Annotated in this window: 22 protein-coding genes; 6 read left to right on the top strand and 16 right to left on the bottom strand. The window is 56.5% G+C overall.

The window, feature by feature from the left end; genetic code table 11:
- Positions 1-59: 59 nt before the first annotated feature.
- The 3 genes from recX to QP752_RS04215 form a co-directional block, all read right to left on the bottom strand.
- Entirely contained in the window at positions 60-662 is a 603-nt protein-coding gene (gene recX, locus QP752_RS04225; RefSeq protein ID WP_284804592.1) for a recombination regulator RecX, read from the bottom strand.
- A 3-nt stretch (positions 663-665) separates the two neighbouring features.
- A complete protein-coding gene (recA, locus tag QP752_RS04220) occupies positions 666-1,775 on the bottom strand; it encodes a recombinase RecA (protein WP_071572547.1) in 1,110 nt (369 codons plus the stop codon).
- 210 nt (positions 1,776-1,985) lie between these two features.
- Positions 1,986-2,201, bottom strand: a complete 216-nt coding sequence (locus QP752_RS04215) for a DUF3046 domain-containing protein (RefSeq protein ID WP_071572546.1) — start codon at positions 2,199-2,201, stop codon at positions 1,986-1,988.
- Between the two features lie 75 nt (positions 2,202-2,276).
- On the opposite strand from QP752_RS04215, the gene QP752_RS04210 reads away from it, so the two are divergent.
- Genes QP752_RS04210 through QP752_RS04200 form a run of 3 tightly spaced genes read left to right on the top strand, consistent with a single transcriptional unit; the run spans position 2,277 to position 4,165 of the window.
- Positions 2,277-2,849 carry a biotin transporter BioY gene (locus QP752_RS04210; protein WP_070362325.1) on the top strand — a complete coding sequence of 191 codons (573 nt, stop codon included), beginning with the start codon at positions 2,277-2,279 and terminating at the stop codon, positions 2,847-2,849.
- Positions 2,850-2,862: 13 nt separating this feature from the next.
- Positions 2,863-3,558: an energy-coupling factor ABC transporter ATP-binding protein gene (locus tag QP752_RS04205; protein WP_256059528.1), complete on the top strand. Its 696-nt coding sequence runs from the start codon at positions 2,863-2,865 to the stop codon at positions 3,556-3,558.
- The gene (locus tag QP752_RS04200; protein WP_284804644.1) at positions 3,554-4,165 is read left to right on the top strand and encodes an energy-coupling factor transporter transmembrane protein EcfT; all 612 of its coding nucleotides are present in this window, start codon (positions 3,554-3,556) and stop codon (positions 4,163-4,165) included. Before QP752_RS04205 ends, QP752_RS04200 begins: the two co-directional genes overlap by 5 nt.
- Positions 4,166-4,242: 77 nt before the next feature.
- Here the strand turns inward: QP752_RS04200 and QP752_RS04195 are convergent, their stop codons facing one another.
- The 4 genes from QP752_RS04195 to pgsA form a co-directional block, all read right to left on the bottom strand.
- Entirely contained in the window at positions 4,243-5,070 is an 828-nt protein-coding gene (locus QP752_RS04195; protein WP_070977168.1) for a PspA/IM30 family protein, read from the bottom strand.
- Positions 5,071-5,160: 90 nt separating this feature from the next.
- The gene (locus tag QP752_RS04190) at positions 5,161-5,535 is read right to left on the bottom strand and encodes a helix-turn-helix domain-containing protein (protein ID WP_083290921.1); all 375 of its coding nucleotides are present in this window, start codon (positions 5,533-5,535) and stop codon (positions 5,161-5,163) included.
- The gene (locus QP752_RS04185) at positions 5,535-6,101 is read right to left on the bottom strand and encodes a CinA family protein (protein ID WP_070362321.1); all 567 of its coding nucleotides are present in this window, start codon (positions 6,099-6,101) and stop codon (positions 5,535-5,537) included. The genes QP752_RS04190 and QP752_RS04185 overlap by 1 nt, the downstream gene beginning before the upstream one ends.
- A complete protein-coding gene (pgsA, locus tag QP752_RS04180; protein WP_240492803.1) occupies positions 6,101-6,637 on the bottom strand; it encodes a CDP-diacylglycerol--glycerol-3-phosphate 3-phosphatidyltransferase in 537 nt (178 codons plus the stop codon). The genes QP752_RS04185 and pgsA overlap by 1 nt, the downstream gene beginning before the upstream one ends.
- Before the next feature lie 45 nt (positions 6,638-6,682).
- On the opposite strand from pgsA, the gene QP752_RS04175 reads away from it, so the two are divergent.
- On the top strand, positions 6,683-6,970 hold the full coding sequence (locus QP752_RS04175; protein ID WP_070362320.1) for a YciI family protein: 288 nt from the start codon (positions 6,683-6,685) through the stop codon (positions 6,968-6,970).
- A gap of 12 nt (positions 6,971-6,982) precedes the next feature.
- On the opposite strand, the gene QP752_RS04170 is transcribed toward QP752_RS04175, so the two are convergent.
- The gene (locus tag QP752_RS04170) at positions 6,983-8,152 is read right to left on the bottom strand and encodes a TerC family protein (protein ID WP_256041703.1); all 1,170 of its coding nucleotides are present in this window, start codon (positions 8,150-8,152) and stop codon (positions 6,983-6,985) included.
- Between the two features lie 179 nt (positions 8,153-8,331).
- The gene (locus QP752_RS04165) at positions 8,332-11,082 is read right to left on the bottom strand and encodes a DNA translocase FtsK (RefSeq protein ID WP_284804584.1); all 2,751 of its coding nucleotides are present in this window, start codon (positions 11,080-11,082) and stop codon (positions 8,332-8,334) included.
- Positions 11,083-11,116: 34 nt separating this feature from the next.
- Between QP752_RS04165 and QP752_RS04160 the strand changes: the two genes are divergently transcribed.
- A complete protein-coding gene (locus QP752_RS04160) occupies positions 11,117-11,263 on the top strand; it encodes a hypothetical protein (RefSeq protein ID WP_246814942.1) in 147 nt (48 codons plus the stop codon).
- Between the two features lie 166 nt (positions 11,264-11,429).
- Here the strand turns inward: QP752_RS04160 and QP752_RS04155 are convergent, their stop codons facing one another.
- From QP752_RS04155 to dapB, 5 genes are read right to left on the bottom strand one after another with little or no spacing between them, the layout of a single operon-like run.
- The gene (locus QP752_RS04155; protein WP_284804583.1) at positions 11,430-12,056 is read right to left on the bottom strand and encodes a TIGR03085 family metal-binding protein; all 627 of its coding nucleotides are present in this window, start codon (positions 12,054-12,056) and stop codon (positions 11,430-11,432) included.
- A gap of 53 nt (positions 12,057-12,109) precedes the next feature.
- Positions 12,110-14,122, bottom strand: a complete 2,013-nt coding sequence (locus QP752_RS04150) for a ribonuclease J (protein WP_256008110.1) — start codon at positions 14,120-14,122, stop codon at positions 12,110-12,112.
- Between the two features lie 2 nt (positions 14,123-14,124).
- A complete protein-coding gene (dapA, locus tag QP752_RS04145) occupies positions 14,125-15,033 on the bottom strand; it encodes a 4-hydroxy-tetrahydrodipicolinate synthase (RefSeq protein WP_070362316.1) in 909 nt (302 codons plus the stop codon).
- Positions 15,034-15,078: 45 nt separating this feature from the next.
- Positions 15,079-15,831 (bottom strand): FAD-dependent thymidylate synthase, encoded by a 753-nt coding sequence (gene thyX, locus QP752_RS04140; protein ID WP_070362315.1) that lies wholly within the window; start codon positions 15,829-15,831, stop codon positions 15,079-15,081.
- A gap of 3 nt (positions 15,832-15,834) precedes the next feature.
- Positions 15,835-16,581: a 4-hydroxy-tetrahydrodipicolinate reductase gene (dapB, locus tag QP752_RS04135; RefSeq protein ID WP_071572535.1), complete on the bottom strand. Its 747-nt coding sequence runs from the start codon at positions 16,579-16,581 to the stop codon at positions 15,835-15,837.
- A gap of 97 nt (positions 16,582-16,678) precedes the next feature.
- Here dapB and QP752_RS04130 point away from each other — a divergent pair, with 97 nt between their 5' ends.
- Positions 16,679-17,293, top strand: a complete 615-nt coding sequence (locus QP752_RS04130; protein ID WP_256020320.1) for a hypothetical protein — start codon at positions 16,679-16,681, stop codon at positions 17,291-17,293.
- A 60-nt stretch (positions 17,294-17,353) separates the two neighbouring features.
- Here the strand turns inward: QP752_RS04130 and QP752_RS04125 are convergent, their stop codons facing one another.
- Positions 17,354-19,672 (bottom strand): polyribonucleotide nucleotidyltransferase, encoded by a 2,319-nt coding sequence (locus QP752_RS04125; RefSeq protein WP_070362313.1) that lies wholly within the window; start codon positions 19,670-19,672, stop codon positions 17,354-17,356.
- A gap of 137 nt (positions 19,673-19,809) precedes the next feature.
- Positions 19,810-20,079, bottom strand: coding sequence for a 30S ribosomal protein S15 (rpsO, locus tag QP752_RS04120; RefSeq protein ID WP_070362312.1), 270 nt, complete (start codon positions 20,077-20,079; stop codon positions 19,810-19,812).
- Positions 20,080-20,142 lie beyond the last annotated feature (63 nt).

Genomic DNA, 20,142 nt, shown 5'->3' with positions numbered 1-20,142 from the left:
GCACGGCTGAACATTCTAGCCACTGCCAACTACCCCGCCCAAACGCCGCAAATTGCTCCCTAGGAAGTCTCTCGAAGTGATTCAACCCTTGTATCTAGTGCAGTTCTTGCGATAGACATGCACATACCTTGTGGAAAGCCTCGACGCGCCAGCACTCCGACAACCCTGCGCAGCGCGCGGGTGTACTCCGCGTGCCCCGCTGGTGGTGTTTTCACTTCTCGCGCCTTCTTTTCCGCGAGGGCTTCAGCAATTGCGTGTTGGTCCTCGTCACTGATTTGTGCGAGCGCGGCGCGCCGATCTGTTTCTGAGACTCCTTTTTCCCTGAGCTCGCGGTCCAGAAAGCTTCTCGACTTTCCTCGACGTTTCGCCCGCTGTCGAACCCATTCATGGGCGAAGCGCCGATCGTCGAGAAGCGAGGATGCGCGAAGAGACGTCAGTACCTCATCAACGAGAGGCGCTGGGAACTCAGCCTTGACAAGACGCTCCCTGAGTTCATGCTCTGATCGCGGTCGCTGATCCAGCAACCTTAACGCACGCTGCCGCACTGGAGCGAGGGCTTCTTCACGTTCATAATTGAAGAGTTCTCCGTTCCCACCGGTAGCTTCCCATTCGGCAAGTGCGTCCTGCAGGCGTTGAACCTTTTCCGGATCTGGTGTTGCCACGTATTACTTCGCCTTCGCTGGCTCTTCCTCGTCGTCGAAGTCAATGTTTGGCACCATGTCTACTGGGTCATCAGTCAGCGCATCATCATCGGCAAATTCGCCAACCCCCAATGCACGGAAAATCTTTTGCTCGATCTCGTCCGCAAGGTCCGGGTTCTCCTTCAGGAAATTGCGCGCCTTCTCCTTGCCCTGTCCAAGTTGATCGCCTTCGTAGGTAAACCAGGAACCTGACTTCTTCACGAAGCCGTTCTCTACACCCATGTCAATAATGGACGATTCCCGAGAGATGCCCTCTCCGTACATAATGTCAAACTCTGCAATCTTGAATGGTGGCGAAACCTTGTTCTTCACCACTTTGAGGCGGGTTCGGTTTCCGATGGAATCCTGTCCGTCCTTCAACGTCTGGATACGTCGGACATCACAACGAACCGAGGAGTAGAACTTCAGCGCTTTACCGCCCGTAGTTGTCTCGGGTGAGCCGAACATGACGCCGATCTTCTCACGCAGCTGGTTAATAAAAATCGCTGTAGTGCCGGAGTTGTACAGCGCACCTGTCATCTTCCGCAGTGCCTGCGACATCAACCGAGCCTGGAGGCCAACGTGAGAGTCACCCATCTCACCTTCAATTTCAGCCTTAGGCGTCAGTGCGGCAACCGAGTCAATGACGATGATGTCAATCGCGCCAGATCGGACGAGCATGTCCGCGATCTCCAGTGCCTGCTCCCCTGTATCTGGCTGAGAAACGAGCAAGTTATCAGTATCGACGCCCAGCTTGCGGGCATAATCCGGGTCCAGAGCATGCTCGGCGTCGATAAAAGCTGCGATTCCACCGGCCCGCTGCGCGGAAGCGATGGCGTGAAGCGCAACAGTTGTCTTACCGGAAGATTCAGGTCCGTAAATCTCAACGATACGGCCACGCGGCCAGCCACCGATACCCAGAGCGACGTCAATAGCCGTATTCCCAGATGAAATCGACTGAATTGGAGGCCTGTTCTCATCACCGAGACGCATCACAGCCCCCTTGCCATAATCCTTCTCGATCATTGCGAGTGCAGCATCTAGCGCATTCTGGCGATCTTTCGCGGCTGATGCGGTTTTCTTTTTCGCAGCCATTTACATGTTCTCCTTAATGTTCATTCTGTTCGAGTTCGGCGGCGGCGTTTTTGCATACGCCATCGCCCACACACATGTTTAGACTCACCTTCGAGGGTTACGGTTCCCGATGACTTCTAAATCTGGATCTGACTATAGGCAAGTGCCGAGACATCACCAGAGTGTACACGCATACATGTTCGAATTAAAAGTACAAAACGGCGAGAGTAGCTAGAAACCTGGCCGATCTACGCCAAGGCGACGCGCCTCTGGAACATCAAAGGCGTCACAAAGTTCGTCCCAGGCTTGGCGCAAATCGCCTCCATTTTCGATAACCTCTGCGGCTGTACACCCATGACGAGGCAGAAGTTGCGTCTCAATAATCCATGACGCCCGTTCAGCCCCAAATTCATCCTGGACGAGTTGGTGAAACTCCGTTAATCGCATGGCCTCAAATATACGCGCAGAAAAATCAATACGATTTCATAGCGAACTGAACACCGTTCAAGTACTATTCTCGCTATGTCGAAAAGCATTCCGCAATCAAAGATTGAAGCCCAAGACCTCGCATACATCGCCGTGTTCGCGGCGGTGATCATCGTACTCGGGTTTGTCTCTATTCCAGTCGGCGCTGCCGGCGTTCCAATCGTCATGCAGAACGCTGCTTGTATTCTCGCGGCGCTCGTGCTCGGCCCTAAACGGGGAACCTACACAGTGCTATTGTTCCTCCTCATCGGACTTGCTCTTCCCGTTCTCGCAGGTGGACGCACCGTCGTCTATGCCCTGGGAAGCCCTACAATCGGATATCTGGTTGGCTACATCGCAAGCGCATTTGTTGCAGGTCTCATCGCCTACCGCGCTTCCAGCAAGAGCTCTTTCGTGAATATCGCCCTCCTTCTTGGAGCCGGGTTCGCTGGCCTGTTCCTGCAGTACTTCTTTGGGGTGTTTGGATTGATGGCACGCGCAAACATGACTTTTGGTGCTGCATGGGCAGCACAGCTACCGTTTGTCATCCCTGACACCGCCAAGGTGCTAGTGATTGTGTTCATCGCATTCGCAGTTCGCGCTGCACTCCCCTCACTCCGTCGCGCATAAACTGGATTTTTCCATGCCACAGATCAGCTTCAACGACGTGAGCGTCGTACGTAATGACAACACACTGCTCCAACCATTTTCACTCACGTTGCAGGAACATCGGATCGGCATCATTGGCTCGAACGGTTCTGGCAAGTCAACGCTCGTCCGGCTTATCAATGGGCTCGAAGAGCCGAGCACAGGCGAGGTATTCTACGACGGAATTCCGCTTGCAACTCGCAGCGCTGAAGTCCGCCGACGTGTCGGGTTCGTGTTCTCCGACGCAGAAAGCCAAATCGTCATGCCCCAAGTCCACGATGACGTGGCGTTTTCATTGAAGAAGTTCAAGCTCTCTAAGGCAGAGAAAGAGCAACGCGTCGATGAGGTACTGGAACGCTTCAAACTCTTACACAAGGCAGAACAATCACCTCATACGCTCTCTGGCGGTGAAAAACAGCTTCTCGCGCTGGCCGCAGTACTGGTGACTGAACCGACCACCATCATCGCAGACGAGCCAACGACATTGCTTGACCTGCGAAATCGTCGGCGAATAATCGCTGAATTGAACTCGCTTGATCAACAAACAATCGTGGTGACCCATGATCTAGAGTTACTCAGTGACTTCGACCGAGTAGTTTGTGTCAACGACGGCGTCATTGCATACGACGGCACACCAGCAGACTCGATTCAGTTCTACACTCAGCTAATGGAGCCGAACAGTGAAGATTGACTCGCTACCAATGGGCGTGTACGTCCCAGGCAAAACGCTGCTCCACCGTATGAGCCCAAAGAAGAAATTCGTACTGCTCATTCTGTACATCCTCATAGCGACCAACTTCGGGCGTACGTTCCCAATCGCGCTCACGTTGCTAGGCTTGATCTTCGTTCTGTACATCGTGGCAAGAATTCCGATCCGAATCGTTGCCAATCAGCTCGTGCCAATTCTTCCCTTGCTCACAATGCTGGGCGCTTTCCTTGTTTGGCAAAATGGCATCGGGCTTGCTGGCATCACGCTGATTACGTTGTTCGCAACGATTCTCGCCGCAAACCTTCTTACTCTGACCACAACAGTTGAAGCGCTCCTTGTATCGCTCGAGGAAGGCCTCAAACCGCTCGGCCGTTTCGGAATACCAACTGAGAAAATCAGCCTCGCTATCGCCCTCACGCTCCGTCTCATCCCGCTCATCTTGCAGACATCGCAGGAAGTTCTCGACGCCCGCAAGGCCCGAGGACTGGGATTTTCTCCCCTCGCGTTTGGCGTACCGCTCATCGTGCGAAGTATCCGAAGGGCGGAGCAGATCGGCGATGCACTTGTCGCTCGTGGCGCGCTCGACTAACCGCGTTCAATCCTTCGCAGGGCAAAGCAAAAAGCTCCAGGTTTCTATAGAAATCCTGGAGCTTTCTTTACCACGCTTTAGGCTTCGCCGCGGAGCTCACGCATCCGACGTGCGACGGCGTCCTCACTTGCTTGCGGGGCGCCGGTCTTGCCCTGCTCAATCGACTGCTGTTCCTTTCCCGAGGTCAACTCGCCAGACATCTCTGCGCGAATCTGCTCGAGCCGACTGTGGCCTGCCATCTGGATTCCAGCCTGCTCCACCTCAGCCATGCGGCCTTGGATCGAGTTCTCCGCGAGCTCTGCAGCACCCAGTGCGTTCGCGTAGCGGCGCTCAATCTTGTCGCGAACCTGGTCCAAGTTCGGGCCGGAGGCGGTCAACGAGTTCATCGAGCGCATGGTCTCGGAAACCTTCTCCTGCATCTTGGCCTGCTCAAGCTGCGACAGCAACTTCGAGCGCTCAGCGACCTGCTGTTGCAGGTGTGCCGCGTTGCGCTCCACAGCTTGCTTTGCCTGTGCTGCCTGCTGGAGTGCCTGGTCGTGCAGCGCCTTCGTGTCTTCAACGCCCTGCTCTGCGGTAACAAGCTGCGCCGCGAACGCCTCAGCAGCGTTCTCATACTCGGTCGCCTTCTGTGCGTCACCGTTGGAGCGGGACTTATCTGCTAATTGGAGCGCCTGGCGAGCGTTCGCTTGAAGCTTCTCGACTTCCTCCAAGCGACGATTCAGCTGCATTTCCAGCTGACGCTGGTTACCGATAACCGCGGCTGCCTGCTGCGAAAGCGCCTGGTGCTGGCGCTGAGCCTCGGAAATTGCTTGCTCAATCTGGATCTTTGGATCAGCATTCTCTTCGATCTTGTTGTCGAAAAGTGCCATCAGGTAGTTCCAGAATTTTGAAAACGGGTTTGCCATAGTGTTGCGTTTTACCTTTCGCTGAGCATTGAAATTGGCCGTGTCCACGGCCAAACTGTTTCGTATTCTATCTGTTACAGCGCTGCTCCGCTATGCGTGAATCGCATCAGCCGTAGCGAATTCATCGTTCATCGATTGCAGTGAAAGGTTCGCAACAGCCTCGAGAACAACTTCTGAAACCGTAGTGTCCAGGGCTTCGCAAATCGATGCGAGCAGCTCTGAGGAAACTTCCTTGCGCCCACGCTCCAGCTCAGAGAGGTAACCAGAAGAGACTCGAGCTTGAGCAGCAAGAGATCGCAACGTCACGCCTTTATCCGCCCGGAAAGCTCGCAGTGACATTCCTAGCGCCTCTCTCAGCAGCGGTTCTTTCTGGCGGGTTCCAGACTCGCGAAATGGAAAAGCGACCTCATCCTGTGCATCGAACGAGGGCTCAAGCGGCGTATCGATTAGAAGTGTCGTAGTCATCACTTGGTATAACTCCCCTCAACGTGTTTTTGTTCCCGCACGGCATGCAACAGGACGCGAAGTGCTGCTTCAACAGCCCACTCGCGTATCTCGTTGCGCGGCGCCTGTAGCAAGTTTCGGGCATGACTGAATCCTGGAATGGTTCCGCGTACGAGAGGGGCGTCGGAAAGTATGTCGCCTGCGAGAACTGCTTCACAGTCATCACTTGAGGCGATCCCTACCCAGACCTCACCGACAGGGTGGCCATCCTGTTCACTGGGCCCGGCCACACCAGTGAGCGAAAGACCCCAGTCTGCGTTGAGCTTCCGCCTTGCCGCCTTCGCCATCTCTTTCGCGGTCACCGGAGAAACAGGTCCAAACTCATCGATGACGTCCTGGGGAACGCCAGCCAAGGTAACTTTGCACTCGGTCGCGTAAGTCACCATCGCGCCTCGTAGCGCTGCGGAGGCACCCGGAACGCCTGCGAGTGCGGCACTTGCCAAACCGGCAGTGAGCGATTCACAAAGCCCAACTGTTGCATCCCTCTTAGTAAGTTCCGCAATCACATCGGATGCAGTACCTCGCATTAGTTATTCACCTTGCGAGCATCGACAAGGTATTGCACGCCGGTCACCACGGTGACGACTACGGCCAACACCATTACAACGTAGGACGGCGCGTCCATCCAGGAAGGCAGCGGGCACAGGTAGAGCGCCACACCTACCGTCTGGAGCACTGTCTTCACCTTGCCACCCTTGGACGCGGGAACGACTTGGTCGTTGCGCAGCATCCACATTCTCCACATGGTGATGCCGAGCTCGCGGACCACGATGACGATAGTCATCCACACAGGAAGGTTGGACGCCACGTTGAGTACTACAAGTGCCGTAATCATCAGGGCCTTGTCCGCGATCGGGTCCGCAATTTTCCCGAAGTCGGTAATCAGGTTGTAGGTACGGGCGATTGTTCCGTCTAGCTTGTCCGTGAGCATCAGCGCGACGAACACACCGAACGCCGCACCCCATCGCTGGTCCAGTGCCAACCATGCGAAGACGGGGATAAAAATGATTCGCAACGACGTCAAGACGTTGGGTACGTTCCAGTTCGATGGTTTTTCAGTCACGCCCTCTACCCTACCTATCCCATGCTTTCCCTTAGACTGCGTGTTATGAAATATTTTGCATTCCATTACACGTACTCAGATAATACGGACCTCGTAGATGCTACGCGCCCCGCACACCGCGAGTTCATCGCGAAGCAGCTAGAGCTCGGAAGGATTGTCGGATCTGGCCCGCTAGTCGACGCCGGCAAGGCCCTAATCATCGTGCAATTACCAGATACTGCCGATGCTGCGGAGGCAGTATCACTCATGAACCCGGACCCCTACTGGCAGAACAACGCTCTGCGCAGCCGAGAGGTCCACGAGTGGAACCCGGTTTCCCGGGTGTTCCCTTAGACCGCGGAGGTTCTACTTCCTCCCGCGCTGGACGTGAAGGTGATCCGTCTCGCGGGAACCAGTGGCGGTGTGGTCGCCCTTGCCCGACGTTGCAGGGTCATCAATCCACTCGATGTGGTGGCCCTGATTGTCTACTTTCCGGCGATTGCCGTGGTCGTCATAGTCAATGTGCCAGCTCGGACCGTTCGGGTCCCGCCGCCCAGCCTTGATATCCGCTCGGTCCTTCACCATGGAGCACAGCACGGTAATCACCAGTACTGCCACAATGAAGCCGAGCGATGCAACGGTGCCGACCTCCGGTACGCTCACGTTCTCACCGCCATTGACAAATGGCAGATTGTTCTCGTGTAGCGCGTGAAGCAACAGTTTGATGCCGATAAAGCCAAGAATTACGCCCAATCCGTACGGCAGATACACCACACGGTCCAACAAGCCAGAAAGCAGGAAGAACATCTGGCGAAGGCCCATGAGTGCGAACGCATTCGCGGTAAACACGATGTACGCCTCAGAGGTAATCCCGTAGATTGCTGGGATCGAATCAAACGCAAACATTACGTCGATAAACCCAATGGAGAGCAGTGCGACGAACAGCGGGGTCGCTGCGGACTTGCCCTCCTTCGTCTTCGACCACAGCTTGTCACCGTGGTAGGAGCTCGTGACTGGGACGACTTTACGGAGTGCCTTCACGACAGCCATATCGTTCGGATCTGTTTCAGGTGCATCAGTCGCTTCGTCGTAGACGAGCTTGACAGCCGTGTAGATCAAGAACGCTGCGAAGATGTAGAAGACGTCGCTCCACGCCGCGATAAGTGCTGCGCCGAGCAGAATAAACAGCAAGCGGCATACCAACGCGATAACAATGCCCAGGAGCAGCACCTTTTGCTGATACTTCCTTGGAATCTTGAACGCGCCCATGATCAGTGCGAAGACGAACAAGTTGTCCACGGACAGCGCCAGCTCAGTAATGTAGCCGGTGAAGAACTGGACGCCGTGCTCGCCGTCCCACTCCCACCAGATCACACCGCCACAGATCGCTGCCATCGTCATGTAGAACAGCGTCCAAAAGCCCGATTCTTTGATAGTTGGCTCGTGGGCCTGGCGAACGTGAGTAAGAAAGTCAAAGGCGAAAAAGCCCAGAATGATTGCTGCAGTGAGCAGCCATATCCATAGGGGGACACTCAACGTGGTTACCTCCGGTCGTTGCATAGGACAAAGAAAGACCGGAGGTCTCCCCCACCACGTAGCTACGCGGCTGCCTCAACCGGGATACGTTTGTTCCGTGTTGACGATCTGAGGCACTTGCGGGGTACTCCCCTCCAATGCGAATGCCAGGCTACACCATCAGGGGGAGTCGCTACCAGTTATACGGCTCCACCGGTGGGATTGTAGGTTGCTTCGACCGTCTTCACGTCATCTTCATCTGCAGTGGCGTCATCACCACGTTGTGCGTCGACGTCCTTCGGTGCGTCCGCGGGATCCGCACCCTTGAGCATCCAAAGAATGGTCTCGAGCTCCTCTGGCTTCACCAGCACTTCACGAGCCTTGGAGCCTTCCGATGGCCCAACGATGCCACGGGACTCCATCAAATCCATCAGTCGGCCGGCCTTTGCAAAACCGATACGCAGCTTCCGCTGCAGCATCGAGGTCGATCCGAGTTGCGCCGTTACAACGAGTTCAACGGCTTCCAGCAGGTCGTCCAGGTCTTTGCCGATGTCGTCGTCGATAACCTTCTTCTCGGACTCCTTCTCTTCCGTAACGCCCTCGACGTACTGTGGTTCGTCCTGGCTCTTGGCAGCGTCCACGACGGCTTGGATTTCAGCGTCAGACACGAACGCACCTTGCATGCGTTGCGGTTTGCCGGCGCCCTGCGGGATGAAGAGACCGTCGCCCATGCCAATGAGCTTCTCCGCGCCACCCTGGTCGAGGATGACGCGTGAATCAGTGAGCGAGGATGTCGCAAACGCGAGCCTGGAAGGCACGTTCGTCTTGATCAAGCCCGTGACGACGTCCACCGAAGGTCGCTGCGTAGCCAAGACAAGGTGGATACCTGCTGCGCGGGCCTTCTGCGTAATGCGGACGATCGAGTCCTCGATCTCCTTCGGCGCGGTCATCATGAGATCGGCAAGCTCGTCGACGACACAGACGATAAACGGGTAGGGACGCATCTCGCGCTGGGAGCCAGCAGGAGCAGTGATTTCGCCGCTCTTCACCTTCTTGTTGAAGTCCTTGATGTGACGGACCCGAGCGGTCTTCATGTCCATGTACCGCTGCTCCATCTCCTCCACCAGCCACTGTAGTGCCGCCGACGCCTTCTTCGGTTGCGTGATAATTGGCGTGATCAGGTGTGGAATCCCCTCGTACGGAGTGAGCTCCACCATCTTTGGGTCGATGAGGATCAGACGTACTTCTTCAGGTGCTGCGCGCGTCAGCAAGGAAACCAACATCGAGTTCACGAACGCCGACTTACCGGAGCCCGTAGAACCCGCAACAAGCAAGTGCGGCATCTTCTGTACCGAAGAGGCAATAAAGTCACCCTCGATGTCCTTGCCTAAGCCGATGAGCATAGGATCATCGTCCGCAGCAACATTCGGCGCTTCGAGGACATCGCGCAGACGAACCATTTCACGATCCTGATTCGGCACCTCAATACCGACGGCAGATTTGCCGGGAATTGGCGTCAACAAACGAACGTTATCGGTCGCGACTGCATAGGCAAGATTGGACTGCAAGTTGGTAATCTTCGACACCTTGACGCCGGGCCCAAGCTCTACTTCGTAGCGGGTCACGGTCGGACCACGGGAGAAGCCCGTCACCATAGCATTGACCTTGAACTCCTCGAAGACCTCTGTAATGGCTTCGATCATGCGATCGTTAGCTTCGGTGCGAGTCTTCGGCGCTTGGCCAGCGAGCAGCAAATCGGTTGTTGGAACGACGTAGGTGGAATTCCTGTCGATCTTCTTCGCGTGGCCATCCTTCGGCGCCTCAGGTGGAGTTGCGCTTGGGTCCTTCCCTGAACGCGCTACGACCGCCTGGCGAACTGCGTCTCGCGACTGATCGACGGCATCCCGTTGAGCCTCCTCGAGCGTAGGTCGAGGCAGAATCTTCGTCTCCTCGGGTTGCGCAGGCTGACGTTTCGACGCCGCCTTCGTCGCAGGACGCTCAATGACCGTAGTGGCGTCGCTGCCTTCCTGCGCATCGAAGTCTTCACCGAAATCGAAAACCTCTGTCTCATCACCCTGTGCTTGAGGCGCTGACGCTGGCTCCGCCGGGTAGTTATCCAGCGGCGTGGAGGCCTTTCGCAATTTCTCCGAGAACGACGAAAACCCAGAAACCCTTGGTTTTTTTGCCGCGGTACGTGGAGAAAGACCGGCACGTGGGCTCCTCGATTCAGGCTCAACCCGCGAGCGCTTTGTCGACGTGCGCGGGCGCCCCTCTGCGATAGCGTCAATGTCCCGGCCTACATCACTGTAAGGATCCGACTCATCGTCAGTCTCGGGGCGCTGGAATACCGAGCTAAGCCACGCAGTGAAAAAGTCATAGGCTTCACGCACAGTAATACCGGTTGTACGAAGCGCACCATAAACAATGACAAGTCCCAGCAGCGGGACTGCCACATAAGAGGAGAATCCAGCGGCGAGCAAACCACCGGTGAACGTGCCCACTACCCCACCGGCGATCTTGCGGGATTCCCAATCGGCAGGGTTGCCAGCGAAGACATGAATCATGCCAAGCATCGCAACACCAATAATCAACAGGCCCGACGCCACCCTGGCACGCACTGCCGGTTCTGCCTTCACGTTCAGCATGAGAGCGATAGCGATGCAGACCAAAATCACAGGAAGCAGAAGCGCACCAGCACCAATTGCCCAGTGAACACCCTGCGCAATAACGTTGCCTATCGGGCCAGCGATATCCATCCACACGGAGGCGCCCAGGATCGCGGCAAGGCCAATGAGCACTAAACCGTACGCGTCAACGTTGCCACGCGAGATGCCCAACGAGCGATTGGACTTTCGTGAGTGCTCTTCACGTTGCGGCGCCTCAGCAGAGGGGCCGTCGTCAAGAAAATCGAAGTTGTCGTCCTCGTCATCGTATCCGTTTGCGTCGGGCACGCTGTCAAAACTCTCCTTACGACGTGGTCGAAGTTTGGTAAGCAACGAACCAGCTCCGCGAACTGCACTGCCAATTGAGCTTCCGACGACTCTCGTCGCGGACCCGACCCGTTCATCGGCAGTCTCTGCCGCGACCATGGACGAGGTCGGTGGATGCGTCATCGACGCTGGGGCACCGTAACGGCTCGTCGTTGAACGTGCACGGTCCCGCGGGCCTGTCGAAGCTCGCGTATTTCGTGGCGCTGGTTTCCTGGCAGACATGTGCTACACACTAGTACCTTGCGCACCATAATTACCATCCGCCACTCTAAAACCACAGATATTGTTACAGGCGAATGAATCAAGTACTACAACTTGATATCTACTCCAGCAAGAGCTTCGACCGCACCGGTTACATCCACTTCAACCGCGCTGCGACCGGCGGACCACAACAATAGTTCCCCGGGATCGCCATATACGCGGACGACGTTATCGCCCTGCTTTGAAACGCCGACGCCTTCGCCAATGACCGCAGGAGGCAAGTCCGGGGGCGTCAAAATCACAGGTACCGCAACACCTTTCAGCGTGACTGAACCAAACCGCTTCGCAAGCTTCAAAAGTTCTTTGTTGGTGACGGCGCTAAACTGCCGAGGCTCGACCTTACCTCCACCTCGACGAACGTCTTCGTGGTGAATAAAGTGCTCGGCTGTATTTAACGTGTCGTCACTCGGCTTGAAAAGCGAAGGCGGACCGATAGCCCAGAGGCGCACAAGATCCTCGTACGACCATGATGCAAGTCGGGCTTCCTCCGCCTCCAAAAACTTCCTCGCTCGCTTTACAAATATTCCGATGGCTGCCAATGGCCTTCGTTCACGGATATAGAGGTGCGTCGCCAAATCGCGAGTGTTCCAGCCCTCGCACAGCGTCGGTGCTTCAGGCCCGACTTCGAGTAACAGTTCAGCGAGTTGATTTCGTTCAGTCTTTGCAAATGACATGGGCCCTAGCATAGTGCCAGGGCCCATAGTTCTGCTCACAAAAGTGTCAGGTATTAAAGCGACTCTCGTGTTGCTTGAACATCAGCGTCTTCTGCCGGTCCAATATCCGCCGCGGTTGGAACCACGGTTGGAAGAATGACTGGCTCACGCTTGTACTTTTGCTCAATCGTTCGCGAGAGCTGACGACGAAGCTGCTGCACCATGCGGTACGGGTCATTCTCCCCTTCTGCAGCCAAATCACCCATAACTTCCTGGACACGCTCGACGACCTTCTTATTGAAGTCACGGTCGTCTTCAGAGAAACCAGTGGTGGAGACGCGCGGTACCTCAATGAGGCTACTCGTGCGGTCGTCGATCACGCAGGTAATCGAGACAACGCCACCTGAGGCAAGCGAGCTGCGGTCTGCCAGCACGTCCGGGTCTACGTCGCCCATCGTCGCGCCATCAACATAAAGCTGTCCGACCTGGTACTGGCCAACAACCTTGATCTTGCCCTTCGTCATGTCAACCACAACACCATTTTGAGCAAGTGCGGTATTCTCCGGCTTCACACCGGTCGCAATAGCGAGCTCCTTGTTCGCGCGCATGTGGCGCCACTCACCGTGCACAGGCATAGCGCAAGTCGGGCGTGCTGCGTTGTACAGGAAGAGAAGCTCACCGGCGTAGCCGTGGCCAGAAGCGTGGACATGAGCTTCGGAGTTCGTCACCACAGTCGCACCGATTTGTGCGAGGTTGTTGATCGCCGCGAACACAGCTTCCTCATTACCTGGGATCAGGGAAGACGACAGGATGATCATGTCACCGTCGCGGATGGTGATCTGGCGGTGTTCACGGCGCGACATACGCGAAAGCGCAGCCATCGGCTCGCCCTGCGTACCCGTTGTGATCAGCACAACCTTATGCGGCGCCATCTTGGCAGCTTCTTCGATAGGGATAATCGTGTTCTTCGGAGCCTTCAGCAGGCTCATCTTCTCGGCGATTTCCATATTTCTCAACATGGAGCGGCCGTTGAAGGCAACCTTGCGACCATTCGCTACAGCCGCGTTGACTGCCATTTGGACGCGAGCAACGTTGGAAGCAAACGAAGCAATCACAACGCGCTGCTTCGCCTGGCTCACCAAACGCGTCAGTGTCTCCTCGATACCGGCCTCGGATGCAGAAATACCCGGCACCGTAGCGTTCGTGGAGTCGCACATAAACAGATCGACGCCTTCGTCACCGTAACGCGACAGCGCCGGCAGGTCCGTCGGCATTCCATCGTACGGAGTCTGGTCCACCTTGACGTCACCGGTCATCACAACATGACCCGCGCCGGTCTTAATAGACAGTCCGAGACACTGCGGAATGGAGTGATTCACGTGCCAGAAACGCACGTGGAATGGGCCCAAGTTGACGGAAGAATCCTTGTTCACCTCATGCAACTTCGGACGCTGACGGTGCTCCTTCGTCTTCGCAGCAATCAGCGCATTGGTGAAACGCGACGAGTAAATCGGGATATCCGGGCGCAGCTTCAACAGCCACGGGATTGCGCCAATGTGGTCTTCATGACCATGTGTGACAACCAGGGCCTCGACCTTGTCCAACTTCTTTTCAATCGGACCAAAGTCAGGCAGCACAAGATCAACGCCTGGTTCACCGGAGTTCGGGAACAGCACACCACAGTCGACGATGAGCAGGCGCCCGTTGTATTCAAACACCGTCATATTACGACCGATTTCGGAAATACCACCCAAGGCGTAAATACGCAGGGTTCCCTTCGGTGCCTTCGGAGGAGCCGGGAGGCGCTTCGTCAAGTCTGCGCCCTGCATCGACTTCACCGGGTTGCGACGGCCACCGCCGTTGTTACCGCGTCCACGGCCGCGTCGGCGATTCCTGCCGTTACCGCCATTTCCGTTCGAGTTCCGGGACTTGCTATCCCGCTGTGACTTCTCAGGGCCCTTGTCATCTTCATTACTTGCGGTTCCTGCGGCCTGCTTCGGTGCCTGAAACACCGGCTTCTGTTCAGTGGCCTCAGGTGGCCCTGCTTTACGCGTCACTTTGCGTGAGCGTGTACGGGGTTCGTTCATACTTAAAGGACTCCAGCCTTCTTCAAATCTTCTCTGAGAACCTCTACCTGCTCAGAGGTCGCTCCGACCACTGGCAGGCGTGGTTCGCCTACTTCAATGCCCTGCAGACGCAGAGCAGCCTTTGCAAATGTTGTGCCACCGAGAATCGCTTGTTGATGTGCGAGAACATCGATGACGTTGGCGTTAATTTCCCGCGCACGGACGAGGTCGCCTTCCTCGAAGCTTGTGATGAGCTCGCGCAATGCTTGCGGTGCTGCGTGGCCTACAACCGAGATCACACCGGTTGCCCCCATGGCCAGCCACGGCAGGTTCAGAGGGTCGTCCCCCGAATACCATGCCAGACCTGTTGATTGGATCAACGGTGCTGCCTGGAAGAAGTCGCCTTTCGCGTCCTTCATCGCAACTACGGTTGGCAATTCCGCCAACTTCGCAATGGTGTCCGAAGCAATCGGAATCGCAGAGCGTCCTGGAATGTCGTAGAGGCAGATCGGCAACGAAGTTGCAGACGCGATCTCCCGGAAGTGCGCAAACACGCCGTCTTGAGACGGCTTCGAGTAATACGGCGTGACAACCAAGAGGCCATCAGCCCCTGCCTCAGCAGCTTCCTTCGCCAATGCGACGGACTTTCGGGTATCGTTCGTGCCTACTCCGGCGATAAGTTTGGCGCTATCGCCAACTTCTTCACGCACCGCTTTCAGTAACGCGACTTTCTCTTCACTGGTTGTCGTTGGCGATTCGCCCGTCGTGCCCGCAAGCACGAGGGCATCAATGCCATTGCCGACAAGGTGGGCAGCTAATGCTCGTCCTGCCTTAACGTCTAGCTCGCCATGCTTATCGAACGGCGTGACCATTGCGACGCAGACTGTGCCGAAAACGTCAGCACCGATATTAGCTTTCATAGAAGTGCCCATGCCAAAAGAGCGTACCCTTTTTGCTGGCTGAATGTAACTCCACCGCTACGTTTTGTACTGGGTTGTTGCCTTCTTAGTCCCGTCCGGCAGCGTTGTGACAACGAAGTCCTCGAACAAGACGGGTGCGCACTCACTCAAAAGTTCCAGACACCTCACGGCGACCGCTCGTAGCTCCTCCCCACTGTGCTCAGCTGCCCTGGTCGCAACAAAATTCCGCCAAGTCCGGAGGTTGCCGCTGACAACAAGTCGGGTTTCTCTCGCAGCCGGAGCAAGTGCCATAGCTGCCTCGCGTACCTGTTGCTTGCGCAGTAACACATTCTTCTCATCCGTCAGACTTGCTTCCACCGCGTTATGCAATTCGTCGTGCACAAACGCAGCGTCTTCAATCGCGTGCTCGAAAAACCGTTGAAGTTGCTCGTCGCGCTGTACAACGCTAGGAACCACGACTCCTCTTTGCTCTTCAGGTAAGGAGTACTGTGAAAGCTCGCTGATTGAAAAGTCTCGGTGTCGCAATATCTCATGGCTGGTGGCCATTGAGATTCCCTGAATATACAGCGTCACGCTTGCGTGCTCGAGCAGCGAGAGGTTGCCGGTATCAATGACGTGATGCAGGAAGGCGTCCGTGCTCGAAGTGTGAGACTCATTGTCACCGAAGGAGTCATAGCTTGCCCTGCCTGCAAATTCGACGACAGCATCCGCCGCCGCTGCACCAGATGAAGGCCGCCAGCCCAGTCCGGCTGGCGGTTCGAACGTTGATGCTGCCACGAGCTGGATGCTGAGTTGGCGCTGCGGCTGCATCTGTTACAGCCCGAGGAACTTGTCAAGGCCGATCGTGAGGCCTGGATGATCCATGACGTTTCGCACGCCGAGCAATACACCCGGTACGAACGAATCACGCCCATAGGAATCTTGGCGGATAGTCAACGACTGATCGACGGTGCCGAAGATAACTTCCTCATGCGCAACCATTCCGGTCATACGCACAGCGTGGACTCGGACGCCATCGATATCCGTGCCGCGCGCTCCATCGAGTTCCTGCACAGTGGCATCCGGACAAGGTTGCATTCCGGCGGCCTTTCGGGCCTCTGCAATCCCTTGCGCTGTCTTTACCGCAGTGCCGGACGGTGCATCCAGCTTGTTCGGATGGTGGTACTCAACTACCTCGGCTGACTCGAAGAACTTGGCCGCCTGGCGAGCAAAGGACATCGTCAATACAGCTGAGATGGCGAAGTTAGGCGCAATGAGAACGCCAGTGCCCTGCGAAGCAGCACACCAGCTGCGTACTTGGTCGTAGCGATCGTCGTCAAATCCTGTTGTGCCCACTACACAGTGGATGCCGTGCTTGATACAGAACTCGAGGTTGCTCATTACCGAGTCTGGAGTGGTGAAGTCGACGATAACTTCGGCACCAGCGTCCAACAGTTTTTCTAAGCTGTCGTCTTTATCGATCTCGGCCACAAGTTCAAGATCATCAGCCGCGCGCACGCCCGCTACAACTGCGGTACCAACGCGCCCATGCGCTCCCAAAACACCGACTTTGATTGTCATATCCATTCCTCAATTCTGCCTTTGCGAGTTGCGTTCGTTCTACTGCTGTCACTGTAGCGCGCCGTGCGGCAGGTGTGGTTCGGTACACTCGAAAAGCATGAAGAGTAGCTTGATCCTCCCCGGTATCCTCACCGTGGCTGCACTGCTCACGGCTTGCGGCACGGGCTCCGAAGTGACAGAGCCGTCCGCAGCGACCGCGTCCCCTGAAAGCGTTGCAGCTACCACTACGCAAGACGCACCTGCTACGGAGTCAACGGTGTCGGCTGTGGCATCTCCCGCAGCCCCAGCCGCTCTCAACGCCTTCGCTCCGCCCGAAGGTGCCCCTGAGCTAACGCTCCAGGATGTTCGAGTCGGTACCCATGAGACGTATGACCGCGTCGTCTTCGAGTTCTCAGGCAATGGCCTACCTGGATACCGAATTCAGTACACCGATAAGGCACTCCAGCAGGCCTCCGGCCACGAGCTCGCGGTCTCCGGTAACGACATCTTGGAGGTGCTCATCGAAGGCACACCGATGGATCGACTCCCGAGCAACCCTGATCTTATCTCCGCTGGCCCGTATCAGCTGGCAACCGGCAACGTCGCTGGGATCACCAACGGCGGCACGTTTGAAAACCAGTCGCAGTTCTTCATCGGACTCGACCGGCAGCGTTCGTTTGAGGCCACGGTGTTGGAAAGTCCAACACGGCTAGTTATTGACGTCCACCGTTAGCTCGGCAAACGCGTAGTGGCCCGGGCGTAAATGCCCTGGCCACTTCTTTAAGCGGTGAGACTACTTGTCCTGCTCAACAGGAACAAGGGAGATCTTGCCGCGATTATCAATATCACGAATCTCGACCTCGATCTTGTCACCGACGTTGACAACGTCCTCGACCTTCTCGATGCGCTTGTTGCCACCCAAGTTCGAGATATGAATCAGGCCGTCGGTTCCCGGGACGATCGAAACGAACGCGCCGAATGCAACGGTTTTGACCACGGTACCCAGGTAGTGCTCGCCTACCTTCGGCAACTGTGGGTTAGCAATTGCGTTGATCTTGTCGATCGCGGCGTCTGCTGCTTCGCCACTGGTTGCCGAGACGTACACGGTTCCGTCCTCTTCAATCGAGATGTCCGCGCCGGTTTCCTCGGTAATCGAGTTGATCATCTTGCCCTTCGGGCCAATGACCTCACCAATCTTGGAAACAGGAACCTTCACCGTGGTGATTTTCGGCGCCAACGAGCTCATGTCATCCGGCGAATCAATGACCTCTGCCATCGTGTCCAGGATGGTCTCTCGAGCATCATGCGCCTGCTTCAGAGCCGAAGCGAGCACGTCAGAAGGAATGCCGTCCAGCTTGGTATCAAGCTGCAGGGCGGTGATGAACTCGCGGGTGCCTGCCACCTTGAAGTCCATATCGCCGAACGCATCTTCCGCGCCCAGAATGTCCGTCAGAGCGACGTACTTCGTCTCACCATCGACGTCACCCGACACAAGGCCCATCGCAATACCCGCGACCGGAGCAGCCAGTGGCACACCAGCGTTGTACAGCGACAACGTCGATGCGCACACGGAGCCCATCGACGTCGAACCGTTGGAGCTCAGCGCCTCAGAAACCTGGCGAATCGTGTACGGGAAGTCTTCGCGCGAAGGTATCACTGGCAACAACGCGCGCTCTGCAAGCGCACCGTGACCGATTTCGCGGCGCTTCGGGGAGCCAACACGACCTGTTTCACCAGTCGAATACGGTGGGAAGTTGTAGTGGTGAATGTAACGCTTCGAAGTCTCAGGGCTCAGCGAATCGATTGGCTGTTCCATCTTCAGCATGTCAAGCGTCGTCACACCAAGGATCTGGGTCTCACCGCGCTCGAACAGTGCCGAACCATGCGCACGCGGGACCAGTTCGACTTCCACGCCGAGGTCACGGATCGCGGTCACGCTGCGACCGTCGATACGGTAGCCATCCTTCAGGATCTTGCCTCGAACAATCTCCTTCTGCAGTGCGTTGTACGCCGCGCGAATCTCCTTCACCACAGCAGCAACATCGTCGTCATCTTCGTCGACGTCGAGGCGGTCAAGCACATCTTCTTCGATGTCCTCGATGTACGCGTTGATCTTCTCTTCGCGCTCCTGCTTGCCAGCGATGGTCAGGAAGGAAGCGAGCTTCTTCGATGCCTTCTTCTCCACTGCTTCAAACACCTCATCGGTGTATGCCGGGAATAGCGGAAACTCCTTGCGTTCCTTGTCGAACTGAGCTGCAAGGTCGCGCTGCGCCTCACACAGCGTCTTGATGTACGGTTTCGCAGCCTCCAGACCGTCTGCGACGGTTTCCTCGGTAGGTGCAGGTGCGCCGTCAGCGATCAGCTTGACGACGTTCGCGCCAGCTCCTGCCTCAACCATCATGATTGCAACATCCGCTTCCGTCTTACGGCCACGCTTGCGCTCAACAATGCGGCCCGCAACAACCATCTCGAAGATGGCACGCTGGTGCTGCTCGTGATTCGGGAATGCAACCCACTGGCCTTCTGGGTGTTTATCGTCAGCGATCAATGCCATACGCACACCACCAACGGGGCCGGAAACCGGCAGGCCAGAAAGCTGCGTTGCCGCGGAAGCTCCGTTGATAGCGACAACGTCGTAGTACTCTTCCGGGGCGATCGACAGGACGGTAATCACGACCTGAACCTCGTTGCGCAGCCCCTTCACGAAGGTTGGGCGCAGTGGGCGGTCGATGAGACGGCAAGCCAGGATCGCCTCGGTGGATGGGCGGCCTTCGCGGCGGAAGAACGAGCCCGGGATACGGCCCGCGGCATACATTCGCTCCTCGACATCAACGGTCAGAGGGAAGAAATCAAAGCCTTCGCGGGGGTTATTCGACGCCGTCGTCGTCGCAAGCATCATGGTGTCATCGTCCAGGTAGGTCGTCACCGAGCCATCTGCCTGGCGAGCCAACTGGCCCGTCTCAAAACGAATGGTGCGAGAACCGAAATCACCATTGTCGAGCGACGCTACTGCTTCGGTAACCCCATACTCTTCATCAACGTGGATTTCGTACGAATTTCTCGGCTTAAAACTGCTCAATTGATCCCTCTCCTTGGATCTCCGGGCGATCATCGATGTCGCCGCTTTTGTGTCATTTAGAACGAAGCACACTCTACCACCCTGCCAGGGATTTCACCACGCTCCAGACACAGCTAAACCCCCGCCCTGAAAGCCAGAGCGGGGGTTTGAAGCCTTATGACGTGATTGTCTTAACGACGCAGGCCGAGACGAGCAATCAGGTCACGGTAGCGCTCCACGTTGTTCTCGCGCAGGTACTTCAGCAGACCACGACGGCGACCAACCAGCAGCAGCAGGCCACGACGGGAGTGGTGGTCGTGCTGGTGGAACTTCAGGTGCTCAGTCAGGTTGTTGATGCGCTCGGTGAGCAGCGCAACCTGCGCCTCCGGGGAACCGGTGTCAGTCTCGTGCACACCGTAGGTCTTCAGAATCTCTGCCTTTTTCTCAGCGTTCAGCGCCATGAAAAACTCCTCATTTGTTTCAGTCCGCATATACTTTGACCACTTTGTGCTGCAACTGCTGCG

Source organism: Corynebacterium sp. UMB10321 (assembly GCF_030228725.1).
GTDB classification, from domain to species: Bacteria; Actinomycetota; Actinomycetes; order Mycobacteriales; family Mycobacteriaceae; genus Corynebacterium; species Corynebacterium pseudogenitalium.
Note: the sequence above shows the minus strand (reverse complement) of the source record. Positions and strands in the feature narration are given on the sequence as shown.

Bases quoted from the DNA above. Each gene is read 5' to 3' on its own strand.
- dapA (WP_070362316.1), bottom strand. From the start codon at position 15,033: ATGGGCACTTCTATGAAAGCTAATATCGGTGCTGACGTTTTCGGCACA.
- QP752_RS04190 (WP_083290921.1), bottom strand. From the start codon at position 5,535: ATGACTACGACACTTCTAATCGATACGCCGCTTGAGCCCTCGTTCGAT.
- thyX (WP_070362315.1), bottom strand. From the start codon at position 15,831: ATGCAGCCGCAGCGCCAACTCAGCATCCAGCTCGTGGCAGCATCAACG.
- dapB (WP_071572535.1), bottom strand. From the start codon at position 16,581: ATGACAATCAAAGTCGGTGTTTTGGGAGCGCATGGGCGCGTTGGTACC.
- QP752_RS04210 (WP_070362325.1), top strand. From the start codon at position 2,277: ATGTCGAAAAGCATTCCGCAATCAAAGATTGAAGCCCAAGACCTCGCA.
- QP752_RS04125 (WP_070362313.1), bottom strand. From the start codon at position 19,672: ATGATCGCCCGGAGATCCAAGGAGAGGGATCAATTGAGCAGTTTTAAG.
- QP752_RS04185 (WP_070362321.1), bottom strand. From the start codon at position 6,101: ATGCGAGGTACTGCATCCGATGTGATTGCGGAACTTACTAAGAGGGAT.
- recA (WP_071572547.1), bottom strand. From the start codon at position 1,775: ATGGCTGCGAAAAAGAAAACCGCATCAGCCGCGAAAGATCGCCAGAAT.
- QP752_RS04155 (WP_284804583.1), bottom strand. From the start codon at position 12,056: ATGTCATTTGCAAAGACTGAACGAAATCAACTCGCTGAACTGTTACTC.
- QP752_RS04130 (WP_256020320.1), top strand. From the start codon at position 16,679: ATGAAGAGTAGCTTGATCCTCCCCGGTATCCTCACCGTGGCTGCACTG.
- QP752_RS04150 (WP_256008110.1), bottom strand. From the start codon at position 14,122: ATGAACGAACCCCGTACACGCTCACGCAAAGTGACGCGTAAAGCAGGG.
- rpsO (WP_070362312.1), bottom strand. From the start codon at position 20,079: ATGGCGCTGAACGCTGAGAAAAAGGCAGAGATTCTGAAGACCTACGGT.
- QP752_RS04195 (WP_070977168.1), bottom strand. From the start codon at position 5,070: ATGGCAAACCCGTTTTCAAAATTCTGGAACTACCTGATGGCACTTTTC.
- QP752_RS04215 (WP_071572546.1), bottom strand. From the start codon at position 2,201: ATGCGATTAACGGAGTTTCACCAACTCGTCCAGGATGAATTTGGGGCT.
- QP752_RS04175 (WP_070362320.1), top strand. From the start codon at position 6,683: ATGAAATATTTTGCATTCCATTACACGTACTCAGATAATACGGACCTC.
- QP752_RS04205 (WP_256059528.1), top strand. From the start codon at position 2,863: ATGCCACAGATCAGCTTCAACGACGTGAGCGTCGTACGTAATGACAAC.